The following is a 14,854-nucleotide window of genomic DNA, read 5'->3' on the forward strand; positions in this document are numbered from 1 at the left end:
CAAGCTTCAGAAACGCGGTTTGACGGTCTTCCAGCTCGGCTGGTAGCGCTGCATCTGTTTCACGTCGTCGCGCTGGCGGATGCCGCAACTGAGGTACTGGTCATGCAGCTTGCCCAGTTGATCAGGGTCAAGCTCCAGGCCCAGGCCCGGCGCGCGGGTGATGGTCACGCAGCCGTCGACGATGGGCAACTTGCCGCCCTTGATCACTTCCTCGTCCGGCTCCTGCCAGGGGTAATGGGTGTCGCAGGCGTAATCGAGGTTGGGCACCGACGCGGCCACGTGGGCCATCGCCATCAGGCTGATGCCCAGATGTGAGTTGGAGTGCATCGACACGCCCAGGCCGAAGGTATGGCACATCTTCGCCAAGACCTGGGTGTCGCGCAGGCCGCCCCAGTAGTGGTGGTCGGCGAGCACGATCTGCACGCTGTTCAGCGCTACGCTGCGGCGGAACTCGTCGAAATCAGTCACCACCATGTTGGTCGCCAGCGGCAAGCCGGTGCGTTTGTGCAACTCGGCCATGCCGTCCAGGCCTGGCGTCGGGTCTTCGTAATATTGCAGGTCATCGCCGAGCAGTTCGGCCATGCGAATCGAGGTTTCCAAGGACCAGTTGCCATTTGGGTCAATGCGCAGCGGCACGCCGGGGAAGGCTTTTTTCAGCGCCTTGATGCAGCGCACTTCATGTTCCGGTTCCAAGGCGCCGGCCTTGAGCTTGATGCTTTTGAAGCCGTAGGTGTCGATCATGCGCCGGGCCTGGGCGACGATCTGCTGTTCGTTGAGCGCTTCGCCCCAACTGTCGGGCTTGTAGGGCGAATCGATGTGTTCGGCGTACTTGAAGAACAGGTAGGCGCTGAACGGGATCCGGTCGCGGATCGCGCCGCCGAGCAGGTCCACCAGCGGCACATTCAGGGAGTGCGCCTGCAGGTCGAGCAGCGCCACTTCGAACGCCGAGTAGGCGTTGCTCACGGCCTTGCTGGCATGGGAGCCCGGCGCCAGTTCCGCGCCACTGAGGCTCGCGGGTTTGTGCGCGGCCACCGTGGCTTGCACGATCGCGCGCAGCCCGTTCAGGTTGAAGGGGTCGAGGCCGATCAGTTGCGGCTGCACCTGTTGCTGGATCGCCAGCGCCGGGGCATCGCCGTAGCTTTCGCCAAGGCCGATGTAGCCGGTGTCGCTCTCGACCTCGATGATCGAGCGCAATGCAAAAGCTTCATGGATCCCGCTGGCGTTGAGCAGCGGCGGGTCGCGAAAGGCAATGGGCGTGACGGTAACGCGGACGATTTTCAAGAGGCGGCTCCTTGTGGGCCTGGACGCAGGGCGTGTGGGTGAGCAGTCGGTGTGGACGTGGGCGGCACGCTGCCCCGTGGCGAGGTGCGCGCAAAAAACACCACCACCGCCGCCAGCAGCGATGTGGCGGCCAGGCCATACAACCCGCCTTCGATGGAGCCAGTGGTCTGCTCCAGCAAGCCGAAGGTGGTGGGCGCGACGAAGCCTCCCAGGTTGCCGACCGAATTGATCAAGGCAATCACCGCCGCAGCAATGCGCGCATCCAGGTAACCCTGGGGGATCGGCCAGAACAGTGCGGAAGCGGCCTTGAAGCCAATCGCCGCGAAACAGATAGCGACGAAGGCAAACACCGGCCCGCCGGTGGTGGACATGAACATGCCGAAGGCGGCAATCACCAGCATCAGCGCCACCCACGCCTGCTGGTGTTTCCATTTGCTGGCCAGGGCGGCGAAAACGTACATGGCGACGATTGAGATCAACCACGGAATAGAGTTGAACAGCCCCACCTGGAAGTCGCCCAGGTTGCCCATTTTCTTGATCATGCTCGGCAGCCAGAAGGTGGCGCCGTAGATGGTCAGGGCGATGGAAAAGTAGATAAAGCAGAACAGCGCAATCTGCCTGTCGGCGAGCAACTTGAACATCGACGGCCGCACGGTCTGGGCCGCTTCACGCGCTTGTTGCTCCGCCTCGATAGCACTGACCAGCGCGTGTTTTTCCTCCACGCTGAGCCACTTCGCCTGATGCGGATGGGATTGCAGCCAGAACCACACAAAGCCGCAGAGCACGATCGAAGCAAAGCCCTCGATCAGGAACATCCACTGCCAGCCATGCAGGCTCAAGCCGTTGATGTGCAGCAACGCCCCCGACACCGGCCCGGAGATGACCGAGGCAATCGCCGAACCGCTGAGGAAAATCGCCATCGCCTTGCCGCGCTCGGAGGCCGGCAGCCACTGGGTGAAGTAATAGATGACACCTGGGAAAAACCCGGCTTCGGCGGCGCCGAGGACAAAACGCAGGATATAAAAGCTGGTTTCACCCTTGACGAAGGCCATGGCCATCGCGGCCGCGCCCCAGGTGAACATGATGCGCGTCAGCCAGGCCCGTGCGCCGTAGCGTTGCAGCAGCAGGTTGGACGGCACTTCGAAGATCGCATAGCCAATGAAAAACAACCCGGCGCCCAAGCCATAGGCCGCCGCGCCAATGCCCAGGTCGATTTCCAAATGGCTGCGCACAAAGCCGATGTTGACCCGGTCGATGTAGTTGACGATGAACATCACCACAAACAGCGGCAGTACATGACGCTTGACCTTGGCGGCGGCGCGGGCCAGCACGTTCGGGTCGGGCGGGTTCTGGAGGGTATCCAAGGGGTGACTCCCATTCATTGTTTTTTTAGGGGCGAGTCGATGATGGACGCGGAGGATTGTTCCCGTCTAATCTAACTTGGCATTCGATTGATACCCGGATTAGATCAATGTTCGAACTGACTCAACTGCGCTGCTTCACCACCGTAGCCACCGAGCTGAATTTTCGGCGCGCGGCCGAACGGCTGAACATGACCCAACCGCCCCTCAGCCGGCAGATCCAACTGCTTGAACATCACCTGGGTGTCGAGCTGTTTACCCGCACCACCCGCAGCGTCGCGCTCACCGCCGCCGGCCGTGCGTTTTTTATCGAGGCACAGAACCTGCTGGAGCGCGCCCAGCAAGCGGCGGTGACCGCGCGACGCTTCGCCGAGGGCGACATCGGCACGGTGAATATCAGCTTCGTCGGCAGCGCGGTGTATGAGTTTTTGCCCAGGGTGATCGCCGAGGCGCGGCTCAACCAGCCCCACGTCAAGATCGACCTGTCGGAGATGAACACCTACCAGCAATACGAAGCCCTGCGCGCCCGTCGCATCGACCTGGGCATCGTCCGCGCACCGCTGCTGGAGCCGGGTTATGCCACCGAATGCCTGGTGCGCGAGCCCTTTGTGCTGGCCGTACCGAGCAGTCATCGACTGGCCCGGGCCGAGACAGTCAGCGTGCAGGACCTGGATGCCCAGCCATTCCTGATGTACGCGCACTCGGCCTACCCGCCGTTCAACGAACTGCTCACCGGCCTGCTGCGCTCGGCCCGCGTCGCGCCGGAGTATGTGCAGTGGCTGGGTTCGTCGCTGACCATCCTGGCACTGGTCAACGCCGGCATGGGCCTGGCGCTGGTACCGCGTTGCGCCAGCAGCGTGGTGTTCAAGAACGTGGTGTTCCGCGATATCGACCTGGGCGAGGGGGCGCAGAGCGAGCTGCATTTGATCTGGCGCGAGAACAACGACAACCCTGCATTTGCGATGTTGCTGGAGGGGATTCGCAGTGCGGTGCGCGATGGTTGGGCCTGAGTCTACTGCCCCACAACGTGTAGTGAGCGGGCTTGTCGAATCGTCGCACCGCCCGCGCTGGGCTGCGAAGCGGCCCTAATAAAGACAACGCCGGCCTCCAGGTAGAACCGAATCGCCTGATTTGGGGCCGCTTCGCAGCCCAGCGCGGGCGGTGCGACGATTCGACAAGCCCGCTCACTACATCTCAGCCGACGGGCTATCGCTCAATCCTCTTGAATACTTGCCTGATCCTGCGACTTATCGGATTTCAGATAGATAGCCCTTGCGCGCTGGTCTAGAGTTCGACAATGCGCGGCCGCCGCAACCTCAATACTAAAAATGGCCGCCTCGACCGATGACGAGCAGGTGAGCCATGGAATTACGCATCAATCAGAAAACCTATGAGGTCGACGCCGACGCCGACACGCCGCTGCTGTGGGTGATCCGCGACGACCTTGGGCTGACCGGCACCAAGTTCGGCTGCGGCCTGGCCCAGTGCGGTGCCTGTTCGGTGCTGGTGGACGGTCATGTGGTGCGCTCGTGTGTCACGCCGGTCGCAGGCGTAATCGGGCGCGAGGTCACCACCATCGAGGCCATTGAAGGCGATGCCGTGGGCAAGCGCGTGGTCGCGGCCTGGGTCGAGCGCCAGGTGGCGCAATGCGGGTACTGCCAGTCCGGGCAGGTGATGGCGGCCACTGCCCTGCTCAAGCACACCCCCGCGCCGACCGATGCGCAGATCGAAGCGGCGATGATCAACCTGTGCCGTTGCGGCACTTATAACGCCATTCGCACGGCCGTCCATGACCTGGCCAAGCAGGAGGGCGTCTGATGACCATGCGCCCCGAACTGCCCGACCTGTTATCCGGTGAACCCATAAACCTGTCGCGCCGCCGCTTCCTGGCGAGCACCGCCGTGGGTGCGCTGGTGATCGGCTTCGGCCTGCCGCTCGGCTCCGCCAGGGTGCAGGCCGCCGCCACCTCGGAACGCGGCACCCAGGTGCCGGCGTTCCTGGAGATTCGTCCGGACGGTAGCGTGCGCCTGCTTAGCCCCTTCATGGAAGGTGGCCAAGGTACCCACACCGCCATGGCGCAGATCGTCGGCGAAGAACTGGATGCTGACCCCGCCACGTTCATCGTCGAAGCCGCCCCGCCCGGCGAAGCCTATGTGGTGATGGAAAACGGCATGCGCATCACCGGCGGCAGCATGTCGGTGCGCATGAGCTACCCGACCATGCGTCGTCTCGGCGCCCTCGCCCGCGCCATGTTGCTGCAGGCCGGCGCCGAGCAGTTGGGTGTGCCAGTCGCCGAATTGACCACCCAGCCTGGCCGGGTGGTGCACGCAGCGTCCGGCCGCTCGCTGGGCTACGGCGAATTGGCCGGTCGCGCCCTGGACATGCCGGTGCCCGACCCGGCCAGCATCACGCTGCGCGATCCGAGCCAGTTCCGCTGGATCGGCAAACCGGTCAAGCGTCTCGACGCCTACGACAAATCCACCGGCAAGGCGCAATACAGCATCGACCTGAAAGTCGACGGCATGCTCCACGCCGCGGTACAGCATGCGCCACGCCTGGGCATGACCGTGGGCGGCCTGCGCAACCAGTCACAGGTCGAGGGCATGAAGGGCGTGCATTCGGTGCACCTACTGCCCGGTGCGGTGGCGGTGGTGGCTGAACGCTGGTGGCACGCCAAGCGTGCGGTGGAAGCGGTTCAGGTCGACTGGCAGGAAGCGGCGGCCGACTCGAGCGTACGCGTGATGCCGGCGGACTTTTCCAGCGACAAGTACCGCGACTTCCTCGGCGCCCAGCAAGGCCCGGCCCGCGACGAGGAGAATGAAGGTGACGTGGCCGGCGCGCTGGCAGGTGCCAAGACGCGCATCGAAGCCACCTACCACAACCAGTACGTCAACCATGCCCAGCTGGAACCGCCGTCGGCCCTGGCCCGCTACAACGCCGACGGTACGCTGGATATCTGGCTGCCCAACCAGGCGCCGGATATGTTCCGCGCCGATATCGCCAAACGCACCGGCCTGGAGGTGGCGAAGATCAACCTGCACTCGCCTTTGCTGGGCGGTTTTTTCGGCCGGCATTTCCTGTATGACTCGGCCAACCCCTACCCGCAGGCCATCGCGCTGGCCAAGGCGGTGGGTCGGCCGGTCAAGGTGATCTGGACCCGCGAGGAAGAGTTCCTGCGCGACGTATTGCGCCCGGTGGCCGTGGTCAAGTTCCGCGCCGCGCTGGACGACAAAGGCCTGCCGCTGGCGATCGAAGCCGTCAGCGCCACCGAAGGCCCGAGCGAGGCCATCGCCGGTAAACAGGGCGAGAAAATCGACCCCACGGCCCTTGAAGGGTTGTCGGGCAAAGCCTACGCCATCCCCAACAAACGCATCGCGCAGATCTACGTCAAAGGCCCGGCGATGCTCGGCTATTGGCGTTCGGTGGGCAATTCGCTCAACGACTTTTTCTACGAAGCGTTCCTGGATGAGCTGGCCGACAAAGGCGGCCAGGATCCCTATGAATTGCGCCTGCATCTGTTGCGCGACAATTCACGGCTGACCACCCTGCTGCACGCGGTGGGCGAGTTGTCCGGCGGCTGGAAGCGTGGCCCGTTCACGGCCGAGGACGGCAGCCGACGCGCGCGCGGCGTGGCCATGGCTTCGCCGTTCGGCTCCCACGCCGCGGTGATTGCGGAAGTGTCCATCGAGAACGGCCAGGTCAAGGTCCACGATATCTGGCAAGCCATCGACCCGGGCAGCATCGTCAACCCGGCGATTGTCGAAGCTCAGGTCAATGGTGCCGTAGCGTTGGGCTTATCCCAGACGTTGCTGGAAGAAGCCGTGTACGTGGACGGCATGCCACGGGCGCGCAACTACGACCTGTATCCAATCCTGGCGGCCGCGCAGATGGCGCGGGTGCATGTGCGGATTGTCGAAAGTGGCGAGAAGATGGGCGGTATCGGTGAACCGCCGCTGCCCGCCGTCGCGCCGGCCGTGGCCAACGCCGTGGCGCAACTGACCGGCCAGCGTATTCGCAGCCTGCCCTTGAGCCGACACACCTTCAGCTGACCTTCAGGAAACGCCCATGAACAACCGTCGATTCGCAAGAACCGCAGGCTGGCTGGCGCTGCCCTGCCTGGTCGCGGCAGGCCTGCTGGCCTGGTACGTCACCCGTGAGCCCGCAACACCGTTCGCACAGGAACCGGCCGCCGCCACCTTCGAGCCCGCACTGCTCAGCCGCGGTGAGTACGTCGCCCGCCTGAGCGACTGCGTGGCCTGCCACAGCCTGCCGGGCAAGGCGCCGTTCGCCGGTGGCCTGGAAATGGCCACGCCGCTGGGTGCGATTCACGCCACCAACATCACGCCGGACAAGACCACCGGGATCGGCGCCTACAGCCTGGCCGACTTCGACCGGGCGGTGCGCCAGGGCGTGGCGCCGGGTGGCCGCCGGTTGTACCCGGCCATGCCCTACCCTTCCTACGTCAAGCTCAGCGACGATGACGTGCGCGCGTTGTATGCGTTTTTCATGCAGGGCGTGCAACCGGCCAACCAGCCGAATATCCCCAGCGATATCCCCTGGCCCCTGAACATGCGCTGGCCCATCGCACTGTGGAACGGCCTATTCGCGCCCACCGCGACCTATGCCGCCAAGGCTGAGCAGGACGCGCTGTGGAACCGTGGCGCCTACATCGTCCAGGGCCCCGGCCACTGTGGCAGTTGCCACACGCCGCGCGGCCTGGCCTTCAACGAAAAAGCCCTGGACGAGTCCGGTGCGCCCTACCTCGCCGGCGCCCTGCTCGACGGCTGGTACGCACCGAGCCTGCGCCAAGACCCCAACACCGGGCTGGGACGCTGGAGCGAAGCGCAGATCGTGCAGTTCCTCAAGACCGGGCGCAACGCCCATGCCGTGGTCTACGGCTCGATGACCGAAGCCTTCAACAACTCGACGCAGTTCATGCGGGACGACGACCTGGCGGCCATCGCCCGTTACCTCAAGGCACTGCCCGGCGACCCGCAACGCGACGGCACGCCCTGGCAATATCAGGCGGTGACCGCGCGCCAGGACGTCCCCGGCGCCCACACCTACGCGACCCGCTGCGCCTCCTGCCATGGCCTGGACGGCAAGGGCCAGCCCGAATGGATGCCACCCCTGGCCGGCGCCACGTCGGCATTGGCCAAGGAAAGCGCCTCCGCGATCAACATCACCCTCAACGGCTCGCAACGCGTCGTGACCGCCGGCGTACCGGATGCCTACCGCATGCCGGCGTTCCGTGAGCAATTGTCCGACCAGCAGATCGCCGAAGTGCTCAGTTACGTGCGCGGGACCTGGGGCAACCACGGTGGCGCGGTGGACGCGAAGGCAGTGGGCAAGCTGCGTGGGCAGACCGACCCGGCCAGCAGCAGCCCGATCATCCTGCAGATGCGCTGAGTTCAGGGCTTGAGGTTTTTTACACTGGCAAATGTCGCCTCGCCCCGTGCCTGCTCCATGACGTTCATCGGCATGGGCGCAGGCGACGCACGGATAACCGGCTTGAGCACGATGGAACGTTCGCTGTCCATCACCGAGCGTTCGTCGCTGGGCGGCACGCCGAAGTACTCCCGATAGCATTTGGAGAAATGCGGGGTGGACACAAAGCCGCAGAGCACCGCCAACTCCACGATTGAGATCGGCGTCTGCTTGAGCAACTGCCGTGCGCGAATCAACCGTAGCCGCAGGTAGTAGCGCGAGGGTGAGCAGTGCAGGTATTTCTGGAACATGCGCTCAAGCTGTCGACGCGACAACGCCACGTAGGCGGCCAGTTCATCCAGGTCGATCGGCTCTTCCAGGTTGGCCTCCATCAATGCCACGATGTCCTGCAGCTTGGGTTGCTGGGTGCCCAACATGTGCTTCAAGGGCACACGTTGATGGTCCTGCTCGTTGCGGATTCGCTCGTACACAAACATGTCGGAAATAGCCGCCGCCAATTCGTGCCCGTGATCACGTCCGATCAGGTGCAACATCATGTCCAACGGGGCCGTGCCGCCCGAGCTGGTGAGGCGGTCCCGGTCAAGGGTGAACAGGCTGGTACTGAGCGTCACCCGAGGAAACGCCTCCTGCATCGCCGCCAGCCATTCCCAATGCACGCTGCATTCGTAGCCATCGAGCAAGCCGGCCCGCGCCAGCACCCAACTGCCGGTACAAATGCCCCCCAGGCGCTTGGAGTAACGGGCCTGGCCGCGTAGCCATTTGACCAGTTCGCCCGTCACGGTGGCCTGGATACCAACGCCGCCGCAGACGATCACGATATCGGCCGACGGCGCGCTGAGTATCGAACCGTCAGGGGTGATGGGCACGCCGTCACTGGCCCACACCGGGTTACCGTCGGCACTCGCCGTGTGCCATCGGTACAGCTCCTGGCCCGATAACTGGTTGGCCATGCGCAAGGGTTCGACCGCCGAGGCCAGTGACATCAGGGTGAACTGGTCCAGCAGCAGGAAAACAATGCTGCTCACAGGGCGACCGGTCATGGCGATGAGGCTGCGGCCGCGGTTTTTGCCGTGCGTTCGGGCTGCCGCGCGGTGAGCAATCCGATCAGCGAAATGACCAAGGCCAGAGCGATGGTCGAAGACACTTCAAAGCGGTGCTCGGGCGTTACCAGCATCACCGTCAAAGCGGTGCAGATAAACACGATGACCAGCCAGGTCAGCCAGGGAAACAGCCACATCTTGAAGGTCAGCGTCACGTTGCGCTGCCGCAGGATCTTGCGCATGCGCAACTGGGACACCGCGATCACCAGGTACACCAGCAAGGCGATGGCGCCTGAACTGGCCAGCAGGAACTGAAACAGCCCGGCCGGCATGAAGTAGCTGAACAGCGTCACCCCGGCGCCGAGGATCGTGCTGGCAATCACTGCCGCCCGCGGCACGCTCGCGGCCGAGGTCTTCTTCATCAGCCTGGGCGCATCGCCGCGCTTGCCCAGGGAAAACAGCATGCGCGAGGCAATGTAGATGGAAGAGTTCATGCAACTGGCCACGGCGATCAGCACCACCACGTCCACCAGCAGCTTGGCGTGGGGAATATTCATCAGCTCCAGCGCCCGCTGATATGACCCGACCGACGCCAGCAGCGGGTCATTCCAAGGCACTACGGAGATCACCACGAAAATCGACAACACGTAGAAAACACCGATGCGCCACATCACTGAGCGCGTGGCGCGGGCAATGTTCTGCGCCGGGTTGCTGGATTCGGCCGCCGCGATGGTGACCGCCTCGGTGCCGATAAAACTGAACATGATGGTGATGAAGGCGCCGACCACCGCCGACAGCCCGTTGGGCGCGAAACCGCCATGGTCGCGCATCAACTGGCCGAGCCCGCTGGCCTCCCGCTCGGGAACCCAGCCCATCAGCACCGCGAAGCCCAGGCCGATGAAGGCGATGATCGCGATGACCTTGGCCATGGCGAACCAGAACTCGAACTCGCCGTACTTGGACACGCTGAACAGGTTGGTGACCACCAACAAAAAGATCGACAGCAAGGCAAACAGCCAAGCGTCGATCTGCGGGAACCACTGGTTGAGGATATGCCCGGCGGCCAGGGCTTCGATGGGGATCACCAGCACCCAGAACCACCAGTACAGCCAGCCGATGGTAAAGCCGGCCCACCGGCCGATGGCCTGGTCGGCATAGGTCGAGAATGAGCCGGTATCCGGATTGGCCACCGCCATCTCGCCGAGCATGCGCATAACCAGCACCACCAGCAGGCCGGAAAACAGATAGGCCAGCAGCACAGCAGGACCTGCCGCCGCAATCGCATGCCCGGAACCGACAAACAGCCCCGCGCCGATGATGCCCGCAATCGAAAGCATGGTGACATGACGCGGCTTGAAACCTTGCGCCAACTGGCCGTTTGAATCGTTGGAAGGGAGGCTATTCATTGTTTTTTTGTTCTCGGTGATCGACGTCAAGGCGTACTGACTGAAGCGTCAGGCGATCATCATTTCTTAATGATGGGTCACCTTACGCGGCCTGACTTCAGCAAAAACAGCCTGAAAGCGTCACAGGTTGGCCTGATATCGACATTCGGCCTGGCTGACATCGGAAGAACTCGCAGGTGCAACCCAACTCCACCTGACACAGCCCCTGAGGGAGCTCTCGAGCTCCAGCGAGGCTGCGATAGCGGTGTGTCAGGCGAAGTAAATGCCAGCAATGCCGCCGCCTTCGCAGCCTCGCCGGGGCTCGACAGCTCCCACAGTTGATCTGTGTCGTTGCCCAGAGTGTGCTCGCGGGTAAAACCCATTCCACCTGACACAGCCATACCCCTGTGGGAGCTCCCGAGCTTTAGCGAGGCTGCGATAGCGGCGTGCCAGGCGAAGTAAATGCCAGCCATGCCGCCGCCTTCGCAGCCTCGCCGGGGCTCGACAGCTCCCACAGTTGATCTGTGTCGTTGCCGAGAGTGTGCTCGCGGGTAAAACCCATTCCACCTGACACAGCCGTACCCCTGTGGGAGCTGTCGAGCTTTAGCGAGGCTGCGATAGCGGTGTGTCAGGCGAAATTAATGCCAGCCATGCCGCCGCCTTCGCAGCCTCGCCGGGGCTCGACAGCTCCCACAGTTGCTCTGTGTCGTTGCCGAGAGTGCTCGCGGGTAAAAACCCATTCCACCTGACACAGCCATACCCCTGTGGGAGCTCCCGAGCTTTAGCGAGGCTGCGATAGCGGTGTATCAGGCGAAGTAAATGCCAGCAATGCCGCCGCCTTCGCAGCCTCGCCGGGGCTCGACAGCTCCCACAGTTGCTCTGTGTCGTTGCCGAGAGTGCTCGCGGGTAAAAACCCGTTCCACCTGACACAGCCATTCCCCTGTGGGAGCTCCCGAGCTTTAGCGAGGCTGCGATAGCGGTGTGTCAGGCAAAATAAATGCCAGCCATGCCGCCGCCTTCGCAGCCTCGCCGGGGCTCGACAGCTCCCACAGTTGATCTGTGTCGTTGCCCAGATTGTGCTCGCAGGCAAACCCCATTCCACCTGACACAGCCATTCCCCTGTGGGAGCTCCCGAGCTCCAGCGAGGCTGCGATAGCGGTGTGTCAGGCAAAATAAATGCCAGCCATGCCGCCGCCTTCGCAGCCTCGCCGGGGCTCGACAGCTCCCACATTTGATCTGTGTAATCGACGAATGGCCTTTGCGTGCAAAATACAAACGTCAGCTGAATGCTCCACGGGTCTTGAACTGCTCGGTTGCTTCAATCAAAGCGCTGATAATCCCGGTTTCCGACGGCGAATGCCCGGCATCATTGACGATCGTCAGCACCGAGCCAGGCCAGGCTTTGTGCAAGCGAAAGGCTGAATTTGGCGTCGCGATCATGTCATGTCCACCTTGGATTATCCTGCACGGCAGATGGGCGATTGCCGCTATGTCACGAATCAGTTGATCCTCTTCCAGGAACAGCTTGTTCTTGAAGTACCACGCATCCAGGCACGCCATGCCGATGCTGGTCTGGTCATCCGAAGCTTGTTCTTCCACGCCGTCAGGGTCGTGTCGCAATAAGGAACAACTTGCCGAATAACGCACCCAGCAACGGATAGCGTCCATGCGCAGTTGCTCGTCATCGTCCTTCATGCGATCGAGGTAGGCCTTCAACAAATCGTGGCGTTCGGCTTCGGGGATGAAGTTGATGAAATCTTCATGGGCGCGGGGAAAGAAGCGGCGCATGCCGTAGATAAACCAGTCGATCTCGTCGGCCGTGCCCAGGAACACCCGCGCAGGATGAAGCCCAGGCAACGCTGCGGATGCGCCTCGCCATAGGCCAGCGCCAAGGTGGTCCCCCATGAGCCAGCGGTGATCAGCCAACGATCAATCCCCAGATGCTCCCTCAGCGCTTCGAGGTCACTGACAAGCGCCTGGGTGGTGTTGTTGCGCAACTCCGCCAAGGGCGTCGAGCGCAGTGCGCCGCGCTGGTCGAATAGCACGATACGGTAGTGGTCCGGGTCCCAGAATTGTCGCTTGGTCGGCGGGGCCCCTTCGCCGGGACCGCCGTGGACGTAAACAACCGGCACACCGTCGGGGTTGCCGCTTTCTTCCCAGTACAGCGTGTGCAGATCGTCGACTGCCAGCATGCCGCTGCGCCGAGGACGCTCGATGGGCGGGAATTGTTCATAGGTGATTTGGCGGGGGGCATCCATTGAACTGCTCCTTATGGAGGTACTGAGAGCACGACAAAAACATAGCGTTTTGGATGGGGTTAGTCGGCGCTCATCTGCGACGCGCTGCGTCAACCCGGCGCCACGTTGCGCCTTGAAGCACGCGTGGGGAGGTCAGTACATGTTCAAGTTGCGGTTCATCCACGGCCATGTGCGCAGTCATCTGCATCGCTTGCTCCCACTGCAAGTCCGGCTCCAACCATCCAAGCGCATTCTCTGCATTGAACGCCAGAAGACGCTGTTCGGCGCTGGCGGGGTCGCCGCAGGTCATCAAGACCAGCCCATCGCAGCCGCACGGCTTTTCACTGATCTGAGCGAGAGCGGCAAGGAACATCGGCGACGATTGCCGGGAGGTCGTGTAGCTCAAGGATGGGTTCTGGTTCGAGGGCGTGGCTGCCGGAATATCGTACCAGCCGTCCACCGCAACCAGCACCCGCCCTTCACGGCGGATGCGGTCGAAAACCCGCGAACGCATCACCAGGTGCAAGGGCAAGTGAGTGCGCGGCGGCATCGTTCCCATCGTCCAGACGGGTGACCACCCCCAGCGCGCCTTCACGCATTCGAGCTGGCCGTCACGCAGGCGGATTGCGCTGACGGTCATGCTCGGTTTGATGATGTTTTTGGCCTCAGCCACACCCGGGACGGTGTCCGGACGCGAGCTTGAGCAAAAAACACTCCCGGCGCCATTGACACGCTCGCTTTCGCTGCCGGTCAGCAGTTCCAGAAGTTCTGGGGAAGAAGCGGGTTGAACGATAAATTCACACATTGCCTGAACTCCAGCAGTCACTCAAAGGTACTGATACAGGTCGTCGCCCCGTCATCTGCGATGATCAGGTTGAGGTGCGAAGACGTTATAAGTACGAGCGGATGCCTCGGAGCTTGGTTCGAAAATCCCGGACATTGGCGGATAAGCGGAAAACTGGAGAAAATTCAAAAATTTATGTGACCTTTCATCGCTTGGAAGAGAACCTGTTTTCAGGGATCGACCATCAACTCGAAGCAAGGTTGATGAAGAATAAAACCCGACCATGGCCGGGTTTTCTTCGCACTTAACTGACCTTGATCACCACCTTGCCGAATGGACCGCGAGCCAGGTGCTCGTATGCCTCACGCGCTTGTTCGAACGGGTATACGTGGTCGATTACCGGACGGATATGGTGAATGTTGAGGAACGCGTTCATCCGGTCAAAGGACGAACGTGGCGCAACGGCGATACCGCGAATCGTGGTCTGGCGGAAGATCATCGGCATCAAGTTCAACGCGGTGGTCTGGCCAGTCAGGAAACCGATTTGAGCAATACGACCGCCCACTTTGGTTGCTTGAACAGAAGCGTTGACACCGTCGCCTCCCGCCACTTCCAGCAACAGGTCAACCCCCTTGCCGTCGGTAAGTTTCAGGACTTCTGCCGCCCAGTCCGGCGTCTTGCGGTAGTTCACCCCAGCGACCGCGCCCAGTTTGATGACCGCTTCAAGGTTCTCGTCGCGACTTGACGTAACGATGACCTTCGCGCCCAGCGCCATGGCGATCTGGGCGGCAAAGATCGATACACCGCCCGTGCCCTGCACCAGTACAGTCTGGCCTGCTTCGACCTGGCCGAAGTCCACCAGCGAATACCAGGCAGTCAATGCTGCGATGGGCAGGGTCGACGCTTCTTCGTCACTCATATCGTCGGGCGCGCGAACGGCGCTGTCTTCATGAATGATCATGAACTCGGCCAAGCCACCAGGCAGGGGGGAGCCGACGCAGTAATCGGGTTCGTCGTGCGACGGCATGCCATCGAGCCAGCGCGAGTACAGGTGGGAGTTGACGCGGTCACCCACCACAAAACGGCTCACGCCCTCGCCCACCGCCACCACGGTACCGGCTGCGTCGCTGACCGGAATCAGCGGCTTGGGGACCTTATGCGGCTCGTAGATACCGTCAACAATCGCTTTATCCCGAAAGTTGAGAGACACGGCGCCGACCTTGACCAACAGTTCACCGGCCTTGGGTGTTGGGGTTTGGGCCTCGCCCAGCTGCAGGTTGTCCAGGCCAAAATCTTTCAGAAGCCAAGCTTTCATTTT

General features: G+C 62.6%; 12 protein-coding genes. 4 read left to right on the forward strand and 8 right to left on the reverse strand.

What is annotated here, in order from left to right; all coding sequences use genetic code 11:
- Positions 1-6 precede the first annotated feature (6 nt).
- On the reverse strand, positions 7-1,281 hold the full coding sequence (locus BLL36_RS25620; RefSeq protein ID WP_076954395.1) for a glucarate dehydratase family protein: 1,275 nt from the start codon (positions 1,279-1,281) through the stop codon (positions 7-9).
- Entirely contained in the window at positions 1,278-2,645 is a 1,368-nt protein-coding gene (locus BLL36_RS25625) for an MFS transporter (RefSeq protein ID WP_076954396.1), read from the reverse strand. The genes BLL36_RS25620 and BLL36_RS25625 overlap by 4 nt, the downstream gene beginning before the upstream one ends.
- Positions 2,646-2,752: 107 nt before the next feature.
- Here BLL36_RS25625 and BLL36_RS25630 point away from each other — a divergent pair, with 107 nt between their 5' ends.
- The 4 genes from BLL36_RS25630 (at position 2,753) to BLL36_RS25645 (ending at position 8,051) form a co-directional block, all read left to right on the forward strand.
- The gene (locus BLL36_RS25630) at positions 2,753-3,652 is read left to right on the forward strand and encodes a LysR family transcriptional regulator (RefSeq protein WP_076954397.1); all 900 of its coding nucleotides are present in this window, start codon (positions 2,753-2,755) and stop codon (positions 3,650-3,652) included.
- 352 nt (positions 3,653-4,004) lie between these two features.
- The gene (locus BLL36_RS25635) at positions 4,005-4,460 is read left to right on the forward strand and encodes a (2Fe-2S)-binding protein (protein WP_076954398.1); all 456 of its coding nucleotides are present in this window, start codon (positions 4,005-4,007) and stop codon (positions 4,458-4,460) included.
- Positions 4,460-6,691 carry a xanthine dehydrogenase family protein molybdopterin-binding subunit gene (locus tag BLL36_RS25640; RefSeq protein WP_076954399.1) on the forward strand — a complete coding sequence of 744 codons (2,232 nt, stop codon included), beginning with the start codon at positions 4,460-4,462 and terminating at the stop codon, positions 6,689-6,691. Before BLL36_RS25635 ends, BLL36_RS25640 begins: the two co-directional genes overlap by 1 nt.
- Before the next feature lie 16 nt (positions 6,692-6,707).
- Entirely contained in the window at positions 6,708-8,051 is a 1,344-nt protein-coding gene (locus BLL36_RS25645; RefSeq protein WP_076954400.1) for a c-type cytochrome, read from the forward strand.
- A gap of 2 nt (positions 8,052-8,053) precedes the next feature.
- On the opposite strand, the gene gbdR is transcribed toward BLL36_RS25645, so the two are convergent.
- From gbdR to BLL36_RS25675, 6 genes are all read right to left on the reverse strand, one after another.
- Positions 8,054-9,130 carry a choline metabolism transcriptional regulator GbdR gene (gene gbdR, locus BLL36_RS25650; protein ID WP_076954401.1) on the reverse strand — a complete coding sequence of 359 codons (1,077 nt, stop codon included), beginning with the start codon at positions 9,128-9,130 and terminating at the stop codon, positions 8,054-8,056.
- A complete protein-coding gene (gene gabP, locus BLL36_RS25655) occupies positions 9,127-10,536 on the reverse strand; it encodes a GABA permease (protein WP_076954402.1) in 1,410 nt (469 codons plus the stop codon). The genes gbdR and gabP overlap by 4 nt, the downstream gene beginning before the upstream one ends.
- A 1,257-nt stretch (positions 10,537-11,793) precedes the next feature.
- Positions 11,794-12,303 carry an alpha/beta hydrolase family protein gene (locus BLL36_RS31395; RefSeq protein ID WP_233447650.1) on the reverse strand — a complete coding sequence of 170 codons (510 nt, stop codon included), beginning with the start codon at positions 12,301-12,303 and terminating at the stop codon, positions 11,794-11,796.
- Positions 12,228-12,773, reverse strand: a complete 546-nt coding sequence (locus BLL36_RS31400) for an alpha/beta fold hydrolase (RefSeq protein WP_231998960.1) — start codon at positions 12,771-12,773, stop codon at positions 12,228-12,230. The genes BLL36_RS31395 and BLL36_RS31400 overlap by 76 nt, the downstream gene beginning before the upstream one ends.
- 70 nt (positions 12,774-12,843) lie before the next feature.
- Positions 12,844-13,557, reverse strand: coding sequence for an SOS response-associated peptidase family protein (locus tag BLL36_RS25670; RefSeq protein WP_076954404.1), 714 nt, complete (start codon positions 13,555-13,557; stop codon positions 12,844-12,846).
- 283 nt (positions 13,558-13,840) lie between these two features.
- A complete protein-coding gene (locus BLL36_RS25675) occupies positions 13,841-14,851 on the reverse strand; it encodes a zinc-dependent alcohol dehydrogenase family protein (protein WP_076954405.1) in 1,011 nt (336 codons plus the stop codon).
- Positions 14,852-14,854 lie beyond the last annotated feature (3 nt).

The sequence above is a fragment of the Pseudomonas cedrina subsp. cedrina genome, from assembly GCF_001983175.1.
GTDB classification, from domain to species: domain Bacteria; phylum Pseudomonadota; class Gammaproteobacteria; order Pseudomonadales; family Pseudomonadaceae; genus Aquipseudomonas; species Aquipseudomonas cedrina.

Excerpts from the sequence above, each read along its gene's own strand:
- BLL36_RS25630 (WP_076954397.1), top strand. The coding sequence starts at position 2,753 with ATGTTCGAACTGACTCAACTGCGCTGCTTCACCACCGTAGCCACCGAG.
- BLL36_RS25635 (WP_076954398.1), top strand. The coding sequence starts at position 4,005 with ATGGAATTACGCATCAATCAGAAAACCTATGAGGTCGACGCCGACGCC.
- BLL36_RS25640 (WP_076954399.1), top strand. The coding sequence starts at position 4,460 with ATGACCATGCGCCCCGAACTGCCCGACCTGTTATCCGGTGAACCCATA.
- BLL36_RS25645 (WP_076954400.1), top strand. The coding sequence starts at position 6,708 with ATGAACAACCGTCGATTCGCAAGAACCGCAGGCTGGCTGGCGCTGCCC.
- gbdR (WP_076954401.1), bottom strand. The coding sequence starts at position 9,130 with ATGACCGGTCGCCCTGTGAGCAGCATTGTTTTCCTGCTGCTGGACCAG.
- gabP (WP_076954402.1), bottom strand. The coding sequence starts at position 10,536 with ATGAATAGCCTCCCTTCCAACGATTCAAACGGCCAGTTGGCGCAAGGT.
- BLL36_RS31395 (WP_233447650.1), bottom strand. The coding sequence starts at position 12,303 with ATGCGCCGCTTCTTTCCCCGCGCCCATGAAGATTTCATCAACTTCATC.
- BLL36_RS31400 (WP_231998960.1), bottom strand. The coding sequence starts at position 12,773 with ATGGATGCCCCCCGCCAAATCACCTATGAACAATTCCCGCCCATCGAG.
- BLL36_RS25670 (WP_076954404.1), bottom strand. The coding sequence starts at position 13,557 with ATGTGTGAATTTATCGTTCAACCCGCTTCTTCCCCAGAACTTCTGGAA.
- BLL36_RS25675 (WP_076954405.1), bottom strand. The coding sequence starts at position 14,851 with ATGAAAGCTTGGCTTCTGAAAGATTTTGGCCTGGACAACCTGCAGCTG.